The 17,670-nt window shown below is 46.3% G+C and carries 21 protein-coding genes; 4 read left to right on the top strand and 17 right to left on the bottom strand.

The window, feature by feature from the left end:
- Positions 1-9: 9 nt before the first annotated feature.
- Positions 10-528, bottom strand: coding sequence for a YceD family protein (locus tag MHH91_RS08045; RefSeq protein ID WP_013352159.1), 519 nt, complete (start codon positions 526-528; stop codon positions 10-12).
- A gap of 207 nt (positions 529-735) precedes the next feature.
- Here MHH91_RS08045 and MHH91_RS08040 point away from each other — a divergent pair, with 207 nt between their 5' ends.
- A complete protein-coding gene (locus MHH91_RS08040; protein ID WP_340977497.1) occupies positions 736-1,983 on the top strand; it encodes a nucleotidyltransferase in 1,248 nt (415 codons plus the stop codon).
- A 20-nt stretch (positions 1,984-2,003) separates the two neighbouring features.
- Here the strand turns inward: MHH91_RS08040 and MHH91_RS08035 are convergent, their stop codons facing one another.
- Entirely contained in the window at positions 2,004-3,026 is a 1,023-nt protein-coding gene (locus tag MHH91_RS08035) for a SepM family pheromone-processing serine protease (protein WP_013352157.1), read from the bottom strand.
- Between the two features lie 5 nt (positions 3,027-3,031).
- The gene (locus MHH91_RS08030; RefSeq protein WP_013352156.1) at positions 3,032-3,811 is read right to left on the bottom strand and encodes a patatin-like phospholipase family protein; all 780 of its coding nucleotides are present in this window, start codon (positions 3,809-3,811) and stop codon (positions 3,032-3,034) included.
- 177 nt (positions 3,812-3,988) lie between these two features.
- Here MHH91_RS08030 and ylbJ point away from each other — a divergent pair, with 177 nt between their 5' ends.
- Positions 3,989-5,215, top strand: a complete 1,227-nt coding sequence (gene ylbJ / locus MHH91_RS08025; protein WP_014471810.1) for a sporulation integral membrane protein YlbJ — start codon at positions 3,989-3,991, stop codon at positions 5,213-5,215.
- Positions 5,216-5,232: 17 nt separating this feature from the next.
- Here the strand turns inward: ylbJ and coaD are convergent, their stop codons facing one another.
- The 8 genes from coaD to MHH91_RS07985 all read right to left on the bottom strand — a co-directional run bounded on the left by coaD (position 5,233) and on the right by MHH91_RS07985 (position 9,830).
- Entirely contained in the window at positions 5,233-5,715 is a 483-nt protein-coding gene (gene coaD, locus MHH91_RS08020; RefSeq protein ID WP_013352154.1) for a pantetheine-phosphate adenylyltransferase, read from the bottom strand.
- A 4-nt stretch (positions 5,716-5,719) separates the two neighbouring features.
- Positions 5,720-6,274 carry a 16S rRNA (guanine(966)-N(2))-methyltransferase RsmD gene (rsmD, locus tag MHH91_RS08015; protein ID WP_007409693.1) on the bottom strand — a complete coding sequence of 185 codons (555 nt, stop codon included), beginning with the start codon at positions 6,272-6,274 and terminating at the stop codon, positions 5,720-5,722.
- Between the two features lie 298 nt (positions 6,275-6,572).
- Positions 6,573-6,845 (bottom strand): YlbG family protein, encoded by a 273-nt coding sequence (locus MHH91_RS08010; protein ID WP_013352153.1) that lies wholly within the window; start codon positions 6,843-6,845, stop codon positions 6,573-6,575.
- 58 nt (positions 6,846-6,903) lie between these two features.
- Positions 6,904-7,353, bottom strand: coding sequence for a YlbF family regulator (locus MHH91_RS08005; RefSeq protein ID WP_013352152.1), 450 nt, complete (start codon positions 7,351-7,353; stop codon positions 6,904-6,906).
- A 71-nt stretch (positions 7,354-7,424) separates the two neighbouring features.
- The gene (locus MHH91_RS08000) at positions 7,425-7,664 is read right to left on the bottom strand and encodes a YlbE-like family protein (RefSeq protein ID WP_003154475.1); all 240 of its coding nucleotides are present in this window, start codon (positions 7,662-7,664) and stop codon (positions 7,425-7,427) included.
- Positions 7,665-7,679: 15 nt separating this feature from the next.
- The gene (locus MHH91_RS07995; RefSeq protein ID WP_013352151.1) at positions 7,680-8,090 is read right to left on the bottom strand and encodes a YlbD family protein; all 411 of its coding nucleotides are present in this window, start codon (positions 8,088-8,090) and stop codon (positions 7,680-7,682) included.
- Positions 8,091-8,261: 171 nt separating this feature from the next.
- A complete protein-coding gene (locus MHH91_RS07990) occupies positions 8,262-9,302 on the bottom strand; it encodes a CAP domain-containing protein (protein WP_013352150.1) in 1,041 nt (346 codons plus the stop codon).
- A gap of 84 nt (positions 9,303-9,386) precedes the next feature.
- Positions 9,387-9,830 carry a CBS domain-containing protein gene (locus tag MHH91_RS07985; protein WP_013352149.1) on the bottom strand — a complete coding sequence of 148 codons (444 nt, stop codon included), beginning with the start codon at positions 9,828-9,830 and terminating at the stop codon, positions 9,387-9,389.
- A gap of 140 nt (positions 9,831-9,970) precedes the next feature.
- Here MHH91_RS07985 and MHH91_RS07980 point away from each other — a divergent pair, with 140 nt between their 5' ends.
- Positions 9,971-10,330 carry a YugN family protein gene (locus MHH91_RS07980; protein WP_013352148.1) on the top strand — a complete coding sequence of 120 codons (360 nt, stop codon included), beginning with the start codon at positions 9,971-9,973 and terminating at the stop codon, positions 10,328-10,330.
- Positions 10,331-10,362: 32 nt separating this feature from the next.
- On the opposite strand, the gene ctaG is transcribed toward MHH91_RS07980, so the two are convergent.
- From ctaG to cyoE, 6 genes are all read right to left on the bottom strand, one after another.
- Complete coding sequence (ctaG, locus tag MHH91_RS07975; RefSeq protein ID WP_014471807.1) at positions 10,363-11,247, bottom strand: cytochrome c oxidase assembly factor CtaG; 885 nt, start codon at positions 11,245-11,247, stop codon at positions 10,363-10,365.
- A 24-nt stretch (positions 11,248-11,271) separates the two neighbouring features.
- The gene (ctaF, locus tag MHH91_RS07970) at positions 11,272-11,604 is read right to left on the bottom strand and encodes a cytochrome c oxidase subunit IVB (protein ID WP_007409686.1); all 333 of its coding nucleotides are present in this window, start codon (positions 11,602-11,604) and stop codon (positions 11,272-11,274) included.
- A gap of 2 nt (positions 11,605-11,606) precedes the next feature.
- Positions 11,607-12,230, bottom strand: coding sequence for a cytochrome c oxidase subunit III (gene ctaE / locus MHH91_RS07965; protein ID WP_013352146.1), 624 nt, complete (start codon positions 12,228-12,230; stop codon positions 11,607-11,609).
- Positions 12,230-14,098, bottom strand: coding sequence for a cytochrome c oxidase subunit I (gene ctaD, locus MHH91_RS07960; protein WP_013352145.1), 1,869 nt, complete (start codon positions 14,096-14,098; stop codon positions 12,230-12,232). Before ctaD ends, ctaE begins: the two co-directional genes overlap by 1 nt.
- Positions 14,099-14,129: 31 nt before the next feature.
- Complete coding sequence (gene coxB / locus MHH91_RS07955; RefSeq protein WP_014470439.1) at positions 14,130-15,200, bottom strand: cytochrome c oxidase subunit II; 1,071 nt, start codon at positions 15,198-15,200, stop codon at positions 14,130-14,132.
- Positions 15,201-15,417: 217 nt separating this feature from the next.
- Positions 15,418-16,335: a heme o synthase gene (cyoE, locus tag MHH91_RS07950; protein WP_013352143.1), complete on the bottom strand. Its 918-nt coding sequence runs from the start codon at positions 16,333-16,335 to the stop codon at positions 15,418-15,420.
- A gap of 343 nt (positions 16,336-16,678) precedes the next feature.
- On the opposite strand from cyoE, the gene ctaA reads away from it, so the two are divergent.
- Complete coding sequence (gene ctaA, locus MHH91_RS07945; protein ID WP_013352142.1) at positions 16,679-17,605, top strand: heme A synthase CtaA; 927 nt, start codon at positions 16,679-16,681, stop codon at positions 17,603-17,605.
- Positions 17,606-17,670 lie beyond the last annotated feature (65 nt).

The following is a 17,670-nucleotide window of genomic DNA, read 5'->3' as shown; positions in this document are numbered from 1 at the left end:
CTTAAAGAGTTAAGATTCATCATCTTGTGTTAAGAGCTTTTTCAGATCCGCAAGTCTTGGGTCGATCTGATTTTTCTTGTCTTCCTCAGAAATCACTTGCCAATCCTTACCCACTTGGGGAGCGGCTCCTTTTTTTTGTTCAGTTTCACAAAAGATTTGCATAGGAATTTCTAAAAGAATCTCTTCTTTTACGATCGGAGTTAAGTCGACGGTATCGTCTTCAGCAATATGAACGTCCTCATCTTCTATATCATCCGTCTTATGAAATCTAAACAGTTCTTTTGTCGCGATTGTAAATGGATACGGCACATCAACTAAAGTTCTTGAGCACGGCAAAACCATTTCGCCTGAAATCGTAAAGTCAAACGAAACCTGCTTGGATTCAATCTCCGCGCGGCCCTTTACCCGGACGGGAGAAATGCGGCGGATGTCAGAATTCAATTTTGTCAGCTCATTCAACTCAACTGTTTCATCAAATTCAAAGCTCTTTTTCGCCATTTGATGAAGCTGATAAATCGTCCATTTCATTTGTATCACCTCAGGAAAGCAACAAACATGATTATAGCTTTTCAGAATGTTTTTGTCAATATTTTTTCTTTACAGCATAATGCCGCCGTCATGCAATCGTTGACAGCCGGATGGGCTATGCATACACTAAACAAAACGGACGCAAAATGCACTTCATTTGCAAATGTACCACACGAAGCAAAACATAGCAAGAAAGGCGGGACAAATATGAAAGCAGTCGGCCTGGTTGTTGAATATAATCCCTTTCATAACGGACACCGCTATCATGCGGAACAAGCAAAAATCAATACGGACAGCAGCGTTGCGGCGGCGGTGATGAGCGGCCCTTTTTTGCAGCGCGGGGAACCGGCCGCCGTCTCAAAGTGGGCCCGGACAAAAATGGCGCTTGAAAACGGCGTGGATATCGTCATTGAGCTCCCTTATATGTATGCTGTGCAAAAAGCGGAATTATTTGCGCGCGGCAGTGTTTCGCTTCTTCATCAATTAGGATGCAGCAGCTTGTTTTTCGGAAGTGAAAACGGCCGGATCGAACCATTTATTGAAGCGACTGAAGCGTTCAGCCGAAAGGAAGCTGACTGCACCGTGATTCTGAAAGAGGAATTAAAAAAAGGGCTCAGCTATCCGGCCGCCGCCTCAAAAGCATTTTCACACGTATTCAAAGGTGAGGACATGCTTGACCTGTCTAAGCCGAACAATATTCTCGGTTTTCACTACGTCAAAGCCATACAAGCCTCCGGGTCTGCCATGAAGCCTTATACGACAGCCAGAATCGCTTCCGGGTATCATGACGCCGAGCTTCCCGGAGATAACAGCCGGATAGCCAGCGCCACAAGCATCCGAAAGGCGCTGATAGAAAAAGGAACGGCGGCCGCTAAGAACTTTCTCCCCGAAGCGTCTGTGCGCGAGCTGGACGCATACAAAAACTCATACGGATTATGGCACAGCACTGAAGACTATTTTTCATATGTAAAATACAGCCTCAGCACTTTGTCCGCAGAAGAATTAAGCCGAATCTATGAAGTGGAAGAAGGCTTAGAGCACAGAATTCTGCGCACCATCAGACAAGCCCTGTCCTACCGCGAAATGATGGAATTATTGAAAACAAAACGCTATACGTGGACGAGATTGCAGAGGATGAACACGCATATTCTGACACGGACAAAAAAAGAAGATATGCACCGGCTCTTAAAGCCTTCAAGCGCTCCTTATATCCGTCTTCTCGGAATGACTAAAAAAGGACAGGCATACCTGTCAGCAAAGAAAAAAGAGCTTACCGCACCGCTTGTCAGCAAGCTCTCTTCTTTCTCTCATCCCGCTCTGGATTTGGACATATCAGCGGGACGGATTTACAGCCTGCCGATAAAAGAACCTGAACGCACACTGTTTGAGAAGCAGGAATTTTCACAAGCACCGATCCGCTATGATGAAGACGAAAAACGTTTTTTAAATGCATAGAAAAAAAGCACCTGACTGTATCAGGTGCTTTTTACTTTCAGCTTATCCAAATAATCAAGTGCGTCCTGCATCGTATCGACAGGAACGATTTTCATATCGGACTTAATCGCTTTCGCCGTTTTTACTGCATTTTTATAATCAGAGTTTTCAGCTCCGTTTTGGTTCGGCGCAAAGAAAATATCTTTTCCCGCTTTGTCTGCGGCGACGACTTTCTGATCGATTCCGCCAATCGGTCCGACCTTGCCGTCAACGTCGATTGTTCCCGTTCCGGCTATATTGTAGCCTTTTGTTTCGTCAGGTTTTGTCAGCTGATTGTAAATTTCCAAAGACATCATGAGACCGGCAGAAGGCCCGCCGATGTTTTCAATACTGAAATGAAGATCCGGCTTCACTTTCACGTTCCGGTCCGTATATAATGCTACGCCGATTCCGGCTCTTTTCGGATCGTCCGGGAATGATTTCAGCTTAAGGGTAACTGTCTTTTCTTTCGTGTCACGTTCAATGTTAAACGTTACTTTTTCTCCCGCTTTTTTGCTGCTGATATAATCAATCAGCTTTTCAGCGGATTCATATTTTTTCCCGTCCGCGCTGATGATTTTATCACCGACCTTTATTTTTCCTTTTGCCGGCATATTGGAGACGACTGAGCTGGCGTAAATGCCGTTAAATGAGTATTTTACCTGTTTGCCGGCTTTTTGATAAGCGGCAATGACCGCGTTTTCTTGAGAGCTTTTCATCATCTGCAGTTGGCGCTTCATATAGTCTGAATCAGTTTCGCCCTCTTCTTTTATGCTTTCATCAGGGACGATTTCATCGTAAGGATGCACCTTCGCCCAAAGATATGTATACGGATTGGCGGGGCCTACTTTGACAGTCATCAAGGAAAGGCTTCCTTTTTCAGGGTAGCCTCCGTCCACCTTAATCAGCGGTCTCAGCTCTGATGCTTCTCCCGGCTGTGTAATGTAATACGGAAGCTTAATAAATGTAATAGCGATTAATAAGATCAGGATGATAAACACCCAGCGAAAATGTTTTGCTTTCATATGAGTTAGCCCTCCCAGTTCTCTATTTCTTGTTTAATCCGGCCGATCATCCGATCTGCGGCCTCTTCGCCTGCTGTGATCATATGATCAATGTTGGCAAAAGAGCTTGAGCTGAATGATTCGAGAGAAGGGCGGATCATGACGTCTGCGGCAATGGTCTGGTGACGGACCAATTCATTTTGCAGTATATCCATACTTTGCATGATTACATCAAAAATATGTGCCGCTTTTTCCGTTTTTTTCACCCTGGATACGTCAGAGGCGATGACGATATCAGCGCCCATATCCTTTACGGCGGAAACCGGGATTCTGTCGACTACCGCGCCGTCGACTAAAATACGCCCGTTCATTTTTTGCGGGACGAAAACGCCCGGTATGCTGATGCTCGCGCGGACGGCTTCGGATACGGAGCCTTTCGTAAAAACGAGTTTTTCTCCGGTCTGGAGGTCGCAGGCCACGATGCCGAGCGGGATCCGGAGTTCTTCTATCGGCTTGCCGAACGTATACGCATGAACGAGCTGCCTGATGCGGTCCCCTTTTAAAAATCCGAGCTTCGGCATCGTATAATCCGCGTACAGCCGCCGCTTAAATGCTTTGGCGACTTTTTTCATCGTGGCCACATCATGCCCGGCCGCATAAAAGCTGCCGACTAACGCCCCCATGCTGCTGCCGGCAATCATATCAATTGGAATCTGATGCTTATGTAAACTGGATAACACTCCGAGATGAGCAATGCCTCTTGCCCCTCCCGAACCTAACGCTAACCCGATTGTAGGTTTGGCCAACGCGATGAACCCCCTATAGAAATCCTATACATGAATTCTATGGTCTAAATTGAACCCCTATGCTCGTATATTAGTACAGGATGACGAATAGGTACTTGCCCGGCCGTCCTAAGGTCTGTTCTATATTTTATCATGATATAAATATCAGTGCGCAATTTTAGCATCGGGGAGGTAAGAATGAATTTGTCTAAGTTTCATACATTTTTGATTTCATTGTTTTTTATTTTTTTGACGGCGACGGTTATTTCACACCCGCAGGCCTCATTCGAAGCCTCCAAAACCGGTCTTTCCATGTGGTGGGAGGTAGTTTTTCCTTCTTTGCTTCCGTTTTTTATTCTTTCTGAGCTTTTAATCGGATTCGGCATCGTCAGGTTTGTCGGCCTTTTACTCGAACCCTTTATGCGCCCGATTTTCAGAGTGCCGGGGGTCGGCGGATTTGTACTGGCTATGGGCATGGCTTCAGGCAATCCGGCCGGCGCAAAGCTGACTGCACGGCTGCGCCAGGAAAAACAAATCTCCAGAGTAGAGGCTGAACGCCTCGTCTCTTTTACCAATTCATCCAATCCGTTATTTATATTCGCGGCTGTGGCGGTCGGCTTTTTTCATAACGCGTCACTCGGCATTCTTTTGGCATCGGCTCACTATCTCGGAAACATCGCCGTCGGTTTGACGATGCGTTCATACGGACGGAAAGAAGAAGCGGCGTATACCGGTAAAAAGACGATCGTGCTTCCTTCGCTGAAAGAAGCATTTCTGGCCCTCCACAAGGCGCGGCTTTCGGAAAAGCGGCCGCTCGGTAAAATTTTGGGCGACGCCGTCACCTCTTCTGTACAAACCTTGCTGATGGTGGGCGGTTTTATTATATTGTTTTCGGTTTTCAGCCGCTTGTTATCAATCGTACAAGTCATGGATGTACTTTCTGTATTTACAAACGCGCTGCTTTCGCTCTTCCATCTTCCTGTAAGCCTGGACATTCCTCTTATCAGCGGAATGTTTGAAATTACGCTTGGGAGCAAGCTGGTCAGTGAAGCGGATGCCGCCTTGCTGCCGAAAGCAATGATTGTGAGTTTTATTCTCGGGTTCAGCGGCCTTTCCGTACAGGCGCAGGTAGCCGGCATTTTATCGGAAACAGATATCCGATTTAAACCGTTTTTTACGGCGCGTATCCTTCAGGGCATTTATGCCGCTCTATTTGTTCTTTTACTGTGGAAGCCGCTTTACCTCGCATTGGACGAACCTTATCAGTCGGTATTCCTGCCTTTCCGTGATCAAAACGCGGCCACGGCTGCAGTTAGCGGGTGGAACACACTGATCGAAATCGGTCCCACCGTAACGCTGGCGGCTCTGTCCGTATACGCACTGATTTATTGTTACAGGCTGTCTGCACGGATAAAAAAAGGATGAGACGCTAAACAGCGTTCTCATCCTTTAAATTTTTGCTGCAGCGCCTGTTCGACTTCCGGAGGAACAAACTCTGAAACAGGCCCGTTATATTTTGCGACCTCTTTTACGATGCTTGAACTTAAAAAAGAGTACTGATTGTTCGTCATCATAAAAAAGGTTTCTATTGATTCGTCAAGCACGCGGTTGACAGAAGTCCCCTGCATCTCATACTCGAAGTCAGAAACGGCTCTGAGCCCCCTGATAATCGCCTTCGCCTGCTTTTTTTTCGCATAGTCGATCAACAGTCCCTGTGACGTCTCGACCGTAATATTCGGTATGTCTTTTGTCACTTCTCTTAACAGCTCACAGCGTTCCTCGACTGTAAACAGCGGCTGCTTCGAAGAATTATTGAGCACGCATACGTACACCTGCTCAAACACGTTTGCTCCCCGTCTGATAATGTCCAGATGTCCGTAGGTGACGGGGTCAAAACTTCCGGGACATACAGCTATACTTGCCACATCATTACCCCCTATTTCGGTATATCGTCACTCCTGTAAGCCCGTAAATTTCCCTTCTTGTTACGGAAAGCGCGCCGACAGCTTCAGGAAGCGCAACGGCTTTATCATGCTCCGCTACGACAAAACCGTCTTCATTCAGCATGTTCTGCTCATCAATCATTTCGATAAGCGCTTTCAGCTTTTGTTCCTTATACGGAGGATCTAAGAAAATTCCGTCAAAACCTTTTTCCCGTTTCGCCGCGGCATAGAGAGCCCGCTCTGCATCATTGCGGTATACCTCCGCTGAAGACAGGAGATCAAGCGCTTTTATATTCGCTTTTACCGTCTGGATGGCTTTGAAATCACGATCCACAAAGATACAGCGGTCAAATCCTCGCGACAGCGCTTCAATCCCGAGACCGCCGCTCCCCGCAAACAAATCCAGCCCCGTTCCTCCGTCAAAATACGGGCCGATCATATTAAAAATAGACTCTTTTACTTTATCCGTCGTCGGCCTTGTTGATGTGCCCGGCACAGCCTTTAAGGCTCGTCCTTTTCTCGAACCGGAAATTACTCTCATTTTTCACACCACTTTTTCTGAAAACTTTGATGTTTCGCTTCGGCTGAGCCGTTATGTACAAAAACAATCCTTATCTTAACATAAAGCATTCTTTCAAACAATGAACGCGAAATCATGTATACATACTCACATTCCTGTCAAGACTACGTGTAACAGCATCAATGAATGATGTTGTTGCCAACCGCGGAGAAGACTTACGTTTCCCCATAAGTTCTTCCTCCGGTTTCTCCTCTCCCTTTGCCTTCTCCTTAACTTGTTAAGGAATAGAAGGACCCCGCAGGTATCTGCGGGGATTTTTTTATATGCCGATCTTATAATCGTACTCTTTCGCTTTATCAAGCTTTGATTCAAATTCCAGCTTTAAAAAAGGCTTATAAGAAGGCTCTACTTTCTTCACGTATGAATAAGATGAAATCTTTTCCATCGTTTTTTCGATCAGCTCCATATCGCAATACAGCACAACGTATTTCAGCCGTTTGGAAACATAATGAACGTTGCCGAATTTTCTCAGCATTTTACTGTGTTTTAAAGAATGCAGATATACGATTATGCCTTGGCGCTTGCTTTCCATCATGATCACCCGCCTGACTTTCTGTTCATTTTATGTAAAAGACGAGACGGCCGTCTCGTCAGGAAACTTTGCATCCGCACCCGCCGCCGGAACCGCAGCCGCCGCCGCAGGATGACAGGCCGTCAAAATAAGGATTCCCCGTCGGAACTTTTACATGCTCCGAGACGGCCGTTCCGAGTTCAATGCTGATCTCGTCAAGCAGCGACTGAAGCTCAGTCTCCGCTTTTTTAAATTCGGCCACCTTATCATTTAAATCCAGCTCCCGCTTCATTTCTCTCATTTTGCGGGAAATCTCTCTATAGTCAGGATGATATTTGCCAAAGCGCTGCACATCCTCATACTGCTCTTTAATGCTCATAAAAGAACGAATAATCCGCCGTGCCTCTTCATCTTCATGGAGACGCTTGTAACAATCGCGGTAATTTTCAGCCGTCTCAGACTGCAGAATCATGCCGGCAAGCTGCTCCGCTTCACTTTGAAGCCTGACGGACTCAACTGTTGCATACATCAATACGCACCTCCAGTTGTTAGTTTACCATGAAACCAGCCAATTGGAAAATGCGGGCGTTAAAATGCCTTTTAATCCTGCGAACGCATGGCGTGAACCATCTGCATCATCATCTGCGCCATCTGAATCCCGTTTGAGAATTGGCTTACCCGATGCGGTATCGTTTTTTCGTAAAAATTCATCATGTCCAGCTGAAAGGAATTGAGATCGTCCGGTTTTCTCGCAAGTCTGCGGTACCAGACGGGGCGCTGCCGTATAAACCGTTTTCGTTCCTCATCTGCAGATATGAATTCCTGAACCTCTTTTCGCATACACGATCCCCTTCTTTAATCCTTCCTGAACGAAAAAGGATGTTGTCCGGAGCCTTGCCGGGGCTGCTTTGTGCTGCTGCCCGAAAATTGGCTTAAAAGGCTTTGCAATGATGAAATGGACTGGCTCATTTTATTGATCTGCTCATTCATTTGGTTTATATCCATCTTTTTGACGGCAGTGACCATTTTTGAAACGAAATCGTTTTTTTCAGCTGATTCCTTTTTGGTTTCCGCTTCAGAAGAAGGCTGAACGGTCTCGTCTTTAAAAGGCTCCCACATCGAATCGTCCTCACCGAGGAGAACCCAATTTTCATAGACTTCCTGCCAGCTTCTTTGTTCCTTGCGAACATTTTGAATCAGTTTGGGATGCTTTTTTACGAATTGTTTAAAATCATCGATTGATTGCCGTGATTGCTGATTCGCCACAATTCTCACCCCCTCCGAAAAGTTTTGCCTGCTATAATGTATCGGTTCAGGCGCCTTAATGTTCGCCTAAATTACGAAAAAAAGCAGGTATGTGTAAAATTTATTGATTCCGGCAGGAGCCCGCCCGCGAAAAACAAAAAAACCGCGGGGGACGCGCCCCTCTGCGTTTTTTTACTCCCAAGGCTTAATAAAGTTCTGCGTATAATATTTCCGGTCCACGCCGACACCGAGGTGCGTGTAATCCGGGCTTAACAGCGCCTTTCTGTGTCCTTCGCTGTTCAGCCAGCCCTCCACGGCTGCAGGACCGTCCACATAGTTGTACGCAATATTTTCACCGGCCTCCTGATATTTCACATCGCCTTTTTTCAAGCGGTCTTTCAGAGTCCCGTATTTCTTTGAGACATGGGAGAAATACTTGTTGTCTTTCATGTCCTTGCTGTGGCCGAATGCCACTTTTGCAGCGCCTTCGTCCCATTTCAACCTTGCAAGTCCGTGTTTCACGCGAATGACATTTGTAATATCGAGAATCTGCTGCTCACTCGCTCGTTCAATGTCGTCCCATTTTTTATCGGAAACAGGCTCGGGTTCTGTCAGTCTTCCTCTGTACATGACCTCATACGGCCTTTGTTTTACAAGCGTTTCGGCATCAAATGCCCTGATGCTTGACAGATTCCCGTCAAATTTGTCCATATACAGCTGAACATACATACCGCCTATCTTAACAGTGGGACGGGTATTGATATCTTCTTCAGAAAACTCAAACCGGTACGTGTTTCCCTTGTCAGTCACATTGACAAACGGGGCAACCTGCGTCGTTTTAAAAACTTCGCCTGTCGATTCGCCGATCTTAAACGGTTTTGCGTTGATGCCGCTTCCCGAAGCATATAATGTCACGGCTTTATCATTCAGAATACCGACTTGTACATATTGGTCTTTCCCCTGGTTGTACACCCACCATTCATAATCATAGGCAGAAGGATCTTTCCGGGACGGTTCCCCAAGTTTCTTTTTCACATCGGCAGCAGATTTCCCCATGAGAGAAAGCAGTCCGGATGACGGGATTTTCAGCCGTTTTCCGCTCGCTTCTTCATTGGCAGCATGAGGCTCCTCCTGATTCGTCTTTTTCTGAGGAGCCGATCCATATTGTATAATCAGAACATACGCTCCGTAAATAAGCAAAAGGATAACGAGAGCCCTGGCGATATTTTTCAACCTCTCACCCCCATGAAATCAAACCGTTCAGTTATTGTTTATTCTTATACAGTACAGCCTATTTGTAACGTCCGTGGTTTATGTTTAATGAATAAACCCCTCCGGACCTCCGTCTTCAGAAATGTCAGACAGCGCCCGGCCTGCTTGCTCATTTGATTGCTCAGCCAAGGAAAGATCGCCGAGCGTGACAATGCCGACCAGTTTTTTATCCCTTGTGACGGGGATTCTTCTGAGCTGATGCTCAGCCATCATATGGAGCACTTCTTCCACAGAAGCGTCTTCTTCTGCACTGATAACCCGCTCAGTCATTGCGTCTGTTATTTTTTGAGAGTTCGGCCTTTTTGAAGCAATTCCCCGTAATACGAGATCTCTGTCTGTCACGATCCCGACAAGTGTTTCGCCGTCTTCATCCACAATCGGAATGGCGCCGACATCCGCGTCTTTCATCTTCACCGCAGCTTCATATACATTATCTAATACTGTACAATATTGCAAGTTTGACGTCATGAGCTTATTGATCTTTGTCATTGCGGAATTCCTCCTTTTTTCTGCTACTATTGTCGTCAAATTTTTCTTTTTGCATACTTTCACCGTATGAATCATTGAAAGTGTAACGCTTTCATACTATGATTGTCAGGAAAGGTAAATTTTAAAAGGAGGGGGAAGGTTTGAAGTTTGAAAACAGCGGTCTTGAAGGGGTAACAGCGGAGCTCAGCCGCTTGAATGATCTGATGGAAAGCAAAGGGCTCATTCTGGCGGGACAATGGGATTATGAAAGAGTGACTTACGACAAAAAGTTTTCAGTTCCTGAGGGAACATTTTATCTGCGGATTCAAGGAACGGCACAAGAGGGCGATGTAGGCGGCAGCCGTGCCGTAATTCAGCTGAAGGCCCCTCTTTTAGGAAAGCATTATTATCCGCACGGGGTAGAATACGGCAGCGCTGAAGAATTTCCGGAACATGTCGTCGCAGAAAGCAAGGCGTTACTGCTTGAATTGGCAGAGTCTTTAAAAACAGTGCAAATGTAATAAAAAGTACAGCATATTCTGCTGTACTTTTTTTATGAGACGGTATGCTCGATATACGGCGGCTCTGACGGCGTATCTTTTTCCCGTTCCGTTCTGACCCACTGAAAAAAGATGACAGCCAAATATGTTCCGTAAACCGCCTCTTGAATGATTTTCATCAGCACTGCCCCAAGCTGCTGATCTTCCAAAGGAGGAAGCGTGTTAAACATCTCCGGTCCGGATAAAGGGATCTGTTCCAGCAGATCTAAAGGAACACAAAGCTTCATTGCTTCGGCCCAAGCCGCCGGGTCTGTATACGTGGCATACATGGGCGCCCCGCTGAACATAATGAGCGCGCAGGCCGGCGTTAACAGAATCCCGTCTGCCATAATGTACCCCAGCTTCATTAAACCGCTGAGACGGGGCAGACCTTCCACCTGATGCACAAGCGGCCACCACATAAAAAACGCCGTTACAAAGATGAGTCCGTTCATCAGCGTGTGATACAGCGAATCCGTTTTGACGGCATCAAATATAAACGGGATATGATACAGTGAAAAAATGCCGTTAAACAGCAGCAAAGCGATAAGCGGCAGTGAAAAGAACGAAAACAGCGGCTTTACGACGGGACGGAAAATCACTTTTTTCCATGCCCAGCCGGGAATTCCGGAAATCAACAGCGGCGGTACGACTAAAAACAAAACCGCCATTTGCGCCATATGGGCGCTGAACATCACATGCCCCAATAAATCAACGGGACTTCCAGCAGCCGCGTAAAAAAATAACGCGGAAAGCACAAACAGCACCTTCTCCTTAGCGGACACACGCCCTTTATGCCGGCTGCACCAGTAAAAGTAAATACCTGTTATCACGGCAGTTATACAAAACAGATAAGGGCTCCACATTGCGCGAAACCCGAACATTTCCAAATTAATCAACTCTCTCACTCCCCGCCGCCCCGATTACCACCAAATAATCGTGACAAATGCAAGCACGGTGATAAACGCGACAAATATTCCCGAATACAGAAATAGTGACGGCGCTTCATGCCCTTTCTGGCTCATATGCATAAAGTAAAACAGCTGAAAAATGACCTGGATGACCGCAAGCAGGATAAGAAACGGCATCGTAAACCACCCGGCAATGCCGTCAGCAGCCACCGTCAAAAACGCGACGAGCGTAAGGCCGATCATTAAACCGAAGGATATGACCTGATATTTCATCTCCTCGGCATTTTTCTTTTTCCGATATTCGAGATCCGTACTGACAGTCCCTCTGTTTTTGTTATCGTCCATCGTTATCCCACCATCCCCATCAAATATACAACGGTAAAGATAAAGACCCACACGACATCGATAAAATGCCAATATAGACTGGCCACATAATATTTCGGCGCGTTATAAAGGCTGAGCCCTCTTTTAGCATTCCGGATCATCAGAGCGCTGATCCATAACAGCCCGAAGGCCACGTGTGCTCCGTGTGTGCCGACAAGCGTATAAAACGCTGAGCCGAGCGCAGAGCTTGTGATCGTAAATCCGAACTCGTGAGTGTAATGCTTAAATTCATAGATTTCAACCCCTAAAAATCCGGCTCCCAATAAAACGGTAATCAAAAGCCACACCTGCATTTTTTTAAAGGAGAAATTTTTCATATGATACATCGCATACACACTCGTTAAGCTGCTCGTTAAAAGAAGCATCGTGGCGATAAACACGATCGGCAGCTCAAACATATCAGCCGTTGACGGCCCTCCTGCTTTTGATTCCCGCAAAGCAAGGAATGTCGCAAAAAGCGAGGCGAACAGAACCGTTTCCCCGCCGAGAAACAGCCAAAATCCTAAAAACTTATTTTTCCCCTCCAGCGTTGCTTTTTCAGGAGAAGCCGGAAAGGTTTCAGCAGTCATTTTTTCCTGCAGCTGCATTACGCCTTCACCCCTTTATCATCATTCGGCAGATCTTCTTTGTGAATATGATAGCCGTAATCATCGACCACAGAGCGAAGCAGCATAGTAAAGAATGTGATTCCGAGCCCTATAAAGATAACCGGAAGCCCCCATGAATAATCGGAGTGGTATAAAAACCCGAACGCTGCGACAAAGAGCCCGAAGGATATGATAAGCGGCATGATGGAGCCGTTCGGCATATGAATGTCCTCTACTGGCTCTGCAGGCGCCATCCCTTCATTTCCGGCCTGCTTTTCGATCCACAGCGGATCAAGTCCCCGTACAAACGGAAGCTGTTTAAAATTATATTCAGGCGGCGGCGAAGAGACCGCCCATTCGAGCGTACGTCCGTCCAGCCACGGGTCGTTCCCGACGTATTTCCCTTTTATAGAGGTATAAACAATATTGACGACGAGTAAAACAGCCGCGCCCGCCATGAAAAACGCACCGATTGAACTGATCAGGTTGCCGGTATCAAGCCCCTGGCCGGGCAGATATGTGTAAACGCGCCGCGGCATTCCCATCAAGCCCAGGAAATGCTGGATGAAGAAGGTAAGATGAAACCCGATGAAAAATAAGACGAACGAAATTTTCCCCATCGTTTCATGAAGCACCTTTCCAAACATTTTCGGCCACCAGAAATGCACGCCCGCCAGGATGCCGAACACAACGCCGCCGATAATGACGTAATGGAAATGCGCAACGACAAAATACGTATCGTGGAACTGATAATCCGCCGCAGCGGCCGCCAGCATGACACCCGTCACTCCTCCGAGCACGAAAGAAGGAATAAAGGCGACGGCATACAGCATAGGCGTCGTGAATTTGACATTTCCTCCCCAGATGGTCAATAGCCAGTTGAAAATCTTAATGCCCGTAGGCACCGCAATCGCCATCGTCGCAACCGCAAATATCGCATTGGCAATCGGTCCGAGTCCCGTCGTAAACATGTGGTGAACCCATACCATGAATCCGAGAAAGCCGATCAAAACAATCGCAAAGACCATTGAGGAATAACCGAACAGGCGCTTTCTCGCAAATACGGGAATGACTTCCGAAAAAATCCCAAAGGCAGGAAGAATTAAAATGTATACTTCCGGATGCCCGAAAATCCAAAACAGATGCTCCCAGATAATCGTATTTCCGCCCAATTCAGGATTGAAGAAATTCGTTCCGAACAAACGGTCCAGCATCATCAGCGCCAAACCGACGGTGAGCGGAGGAAATGCGAATAAAATGAGTGCCGACGCCACAAATGTCGTCCATGTAAACAGCGGCAGTCTCATATATGTCAAACCGGGCGCCCTCATGTTAATAATGGTTGCGAGAAAGTTGATCCCCGCAATCAGCGTTCCTAAGCCCGATATTTGCAGCCCGAGCACGAAAAAGTCAATGCCGTGCCCTTTTGAATTCAGCGCAAGCGACGCATATGACGTCCAGCCTGCATCGGGAGCCCCTCCTAAAAACCAGCTCAGATTCAAAAAGATTCCCCCGAAGAAAAACAGCCAGAACCCAAGCGCATTCAGAAATGGAAATGATACGTCACGCGCCCCGATCTGAAGCGGGACAACCGCGTTCATGAGCCCGAATAACAGCGGCATTGCCGCCAGGAAGATCATTGTCGTCCCGTGCATCGTCATAATTTCATTAAACTGCTGCGCACCTACAAAATCGTTCCCTGGCCTCAAGAGTTGAATCCTGATAAGCATGGCCTCAAGTCCGCCGACGACGAAGAAAAATCCCCCGGCGATCATGTATAAAATCGCGATTTTCTTATGGTCAACCGTCGTCAAATAATCCCAAAGCAAAGAGCCTTTTCTCTGCTGTCCTGTAAGCGTATTCATCATTTGCGACCTCCCCCCTGATATCTCCCTGTCCTTACTTGTTCTCCGCTTTCAGACCTTTTAAATATTCATACAGCGCATCCGTTTCAGCGTCCGAGAGCTTCGGATACGTGCCTGTCATTTTATTGCCCGGTTTAATGCTGTCCGGATTTTTCAGCCAGGCTTTTATATTCTCTTTATTCGCATCCTTAATGCCGGCCACTTTGACACGTTCGCCGAAGGTAGCCAGGTTCGGAGCCGTTCTTGCCGCTTCAGCCCGTTTGTCATTAGGCTCAACCGCATGACAGCTCAGGCAGTTTTTTTCCTTAAACAGCTCTTCTCCTTGCGCGGCTAAACCGGAATCTGTTGTATGCTTATAATTCTTCATCGCTTTCGTCCATTGTTTAAATTCTTTTGACGGCAGCGGTTTCACTTTGAAATCCATTAGCGCATGTGAAGGTCCGCACAGCTCCGCGCATTTCCCGAAGAAGTATTCTCCCGCTTCTTTGCTGCGTTTAGAATCAAAGGTCAAAAAGAAAGTATTGTCGTTATCCGTATTCGTATCGATTTTTCCTCCGGCTGACGGAATCCAGAAAGAGTGTTTCACATCGGATGACTTCAGCTTGAAATAAACGCGTTCATCTGTGGGAACGATCAGCTCCTGACTTGTCACAAATCCGTAATCAGGATACTCGAATTCCCACCAGTATAAATTCGCCCTTACATTAATCACGAGCGCATCCTCTGCTTTACGGTTTTTCTTATCCATCGGCGACGTATCCGCCAGCGCCAATGTCTGGATGACAACCGGGATGACAAGAATAATCAGAAGCAGGATCGGAATAACGGTCCAGGTGATTTCTAAAAAACGGTTCCCCTCCACCTGTTTCGGTATCGTGTCTTCTCCGACACGCGACCGTCTGAATCTCACAATGACGTAAAAGAAAATAACTGCTACGACCGCAACGACGACAACCATGATAAGTGTGCTGAGCACCGTCAGATCATACTGTTTATCAGCCACTTCGCCGGCAGGCTTGAGTGTGGACAGAAACGGTTTTCCACAGCCGCTCAATAAAAGCGGCACTAAGGCTAATAATGATAAAAGACGCCAACGCTTTAACATTTCACCCAACCCCTTTTTTGAATCAGTACAAGATGCACAAGCAGTAAATCTGCTTCCAGCTGAAATACTTCATTTCCTCATTACTTAAAATATGAGATTTTTTACTTAAAATTCCATCTATGTATAAAAGCAAAGCCGCCTGATTAAACAAAAGGTCAAGGCGGCGTTTACTAGTTGTCATTGTTTGTTTTGGCGATCAAACAAGCTCATTATTCAATTAAAACAGCGTGAAGACCACCATCGCTACAAAATAAATGGTCATGTAATTAAGCGAATAGACAAACATAAGAGTTGCCCACTTCATGATGTTTTTCATACGGAATCCCATCAGTCCGAGAACAAGCCATCCGACATTCAGCAGAGTGCCGAGAATCACGATCGGAAGACCGAGACTGCCGAGGAAAAACGGAAGCGGCAGCAGACATGCAACCCAGACAATAATCTGTCTTTTCGTCACTTCAAAGCCGTGCACGACCGGAAGCATCGGAATATTCGCTGCTCTGTAATCTTCCGTCTTCTTAATCGCAAGCGCTAAAAAGTGCGGAATCTGCCAGATGAATAAAATCATGAATAATACCCATGCGACAACACCGATGTGCCCTTCAACCGCTGTCCAGCCGATTAACGGCGGCACGGCGCCTGATACGCTTCCGACAACCGTATTAATCGTATAGCGGCGTTTCGTCCACATTGTATAAAGAACAACGTACGTAAACACGCCGATAAAACCGATGACTGCAGCCATCACGGTGGTCATCAAAAGCATGATAAGTCCTAAAGCAATGAGTAAAATTCCTGACCACAGCGCTTGATTCGGCTGAATCTTTCCGGTAACCGTCGGTCTTACTTTCGTGCGTTCCATTAAATGATCAATATCACGGTCGTAATAGTTGTTAATCGCACAAGAACCGGCGATGATCAAAGAAGACCCTATTAATGTAAGAAGCACAGTGTTTAAATTGCCTAAAAAACTCAGACCGGATATATGTAACGCAAGCCACATGCCGGTAAAAGTCGTAATTAAATTCGAATTGACGATTCCTATTTTGATAAGTGAAAGAAAATCCTTCCACGCCGTCGTCTCTTCAATCTGTCCGTCTATAGCTGTATCATTTAAAATTCTGGAATTAGCCATAACGCAAACCTCCCTTACAAACCTAAAGCAGGTTTTTTAAGACCTGCAACTCTATCATACAAGATAATGACCTGTAAAAAAACATCCTCTTAAATATTAAACGAGAAACAGGAATTTATTTGTGAACTTTTTATGAATTTTACCATCTCCGCCGATTTCGTAATAAAGCGGTTACTTTATTTCTATCAGACCCATTTGGAATAATCAACCCCATTATCTAAGAAGTCTTAATTCTATTATATTTTTGTGAACAAACAGAATTGAGAATTGCCACAAAACACATATTCGCTTACACTTGGTACGTATATCATTTTGTCCAGTTTGTTAAGAAGGTGAATGTAAAATGAATAAAGCTTTAAAAGCGCTCGGTGTGCTGACGACATTTGTCATGCTCGTCGTGCTGATCGGCGGGGCTCTTGTCACAAAGACAGGGTCAGGTCTCGGATGCGGAAGACAGTGGCCGCTTTGCCACGGCCGTTTTTTCCCGGAGCTTAACGCCGCTTCTATCATTGAATGGAGCCACAGACTCGCAAGCGGTGTCTCAATCGTTCTCGTGCTGAGTCTCGCTTTTTGGGCATGGAGAAAAGTCACGCCTGTATTCCGTGAAACAACCTTTCTCGCCATTATGTCCATTATCTTTTTATTTTTACAGGCGCTTCTCGGCGCACTAGCGGTTGTCTTCGGATCAAATGCGCTCGTTATGGCGCTTCATTTCGGCATATCGCTGATCTCTTTCGCTTCGGTTCTGATTTTGACGCTGCTCATATTTGAAGCTGATAAATCAGACAAAAAGCTCGTCAAGCCGCTCAGAATCGGCAGAAAAATGCAGTTTCATATGATCGGCCTTTCGATTTACACGTATATCGTCGTTTATACGGGTGCTTATGTGCGTCATACGAAATCAAGCCTTGCCTGTCCTGACGTTCCGCTTTGCAGCAGGCTGCACCACGGGCTTCCGTCCCAATTTCAGGAGTGGGTGCAGATGGGCCACAGAACGGCAGCCCTGCTTCTGTTTGTCTGGATTCTTATCGCTTTCGCGCATGCTGTGCGCTCCTACAAAGACCAAAAACAGATTCTCGGAGGCTGGATAGCGGCTCTTGCCTTTGTTTTATTACAGGCGCTTTCCGGAATCATGGTTGTTTATTCAGAAATGGCCACCGGCTTTGCACTCGCCCATTCACTCTTTATTGCCGGCTTGTTCGGCGTCTTATGCTATTTCTTATTATTAATCGCCCGCTTCCGTTACGAATCAAAACAGCGGAACATCTGAGGTACATGAGAAGGCCGAAGCGTTAGAGCTTCGGCCTTTTTACATACAAAAAACCTGACCGCAAT

The organism is Bacillus sp. FSL K6-2819, from assembly GCF_038008305.1.
Classification (GTDB): Bacteria; Bacillota; Bacilli; order Bacillales; family Bacillaceae; genus Bacillus; species Bacillus amyloliquefaciens.
The sequence above is the reverse complement of the archived record's forward strand: the minus strand, read 5'-3'. Positions and strand labels throughout refer to the sequence as shown.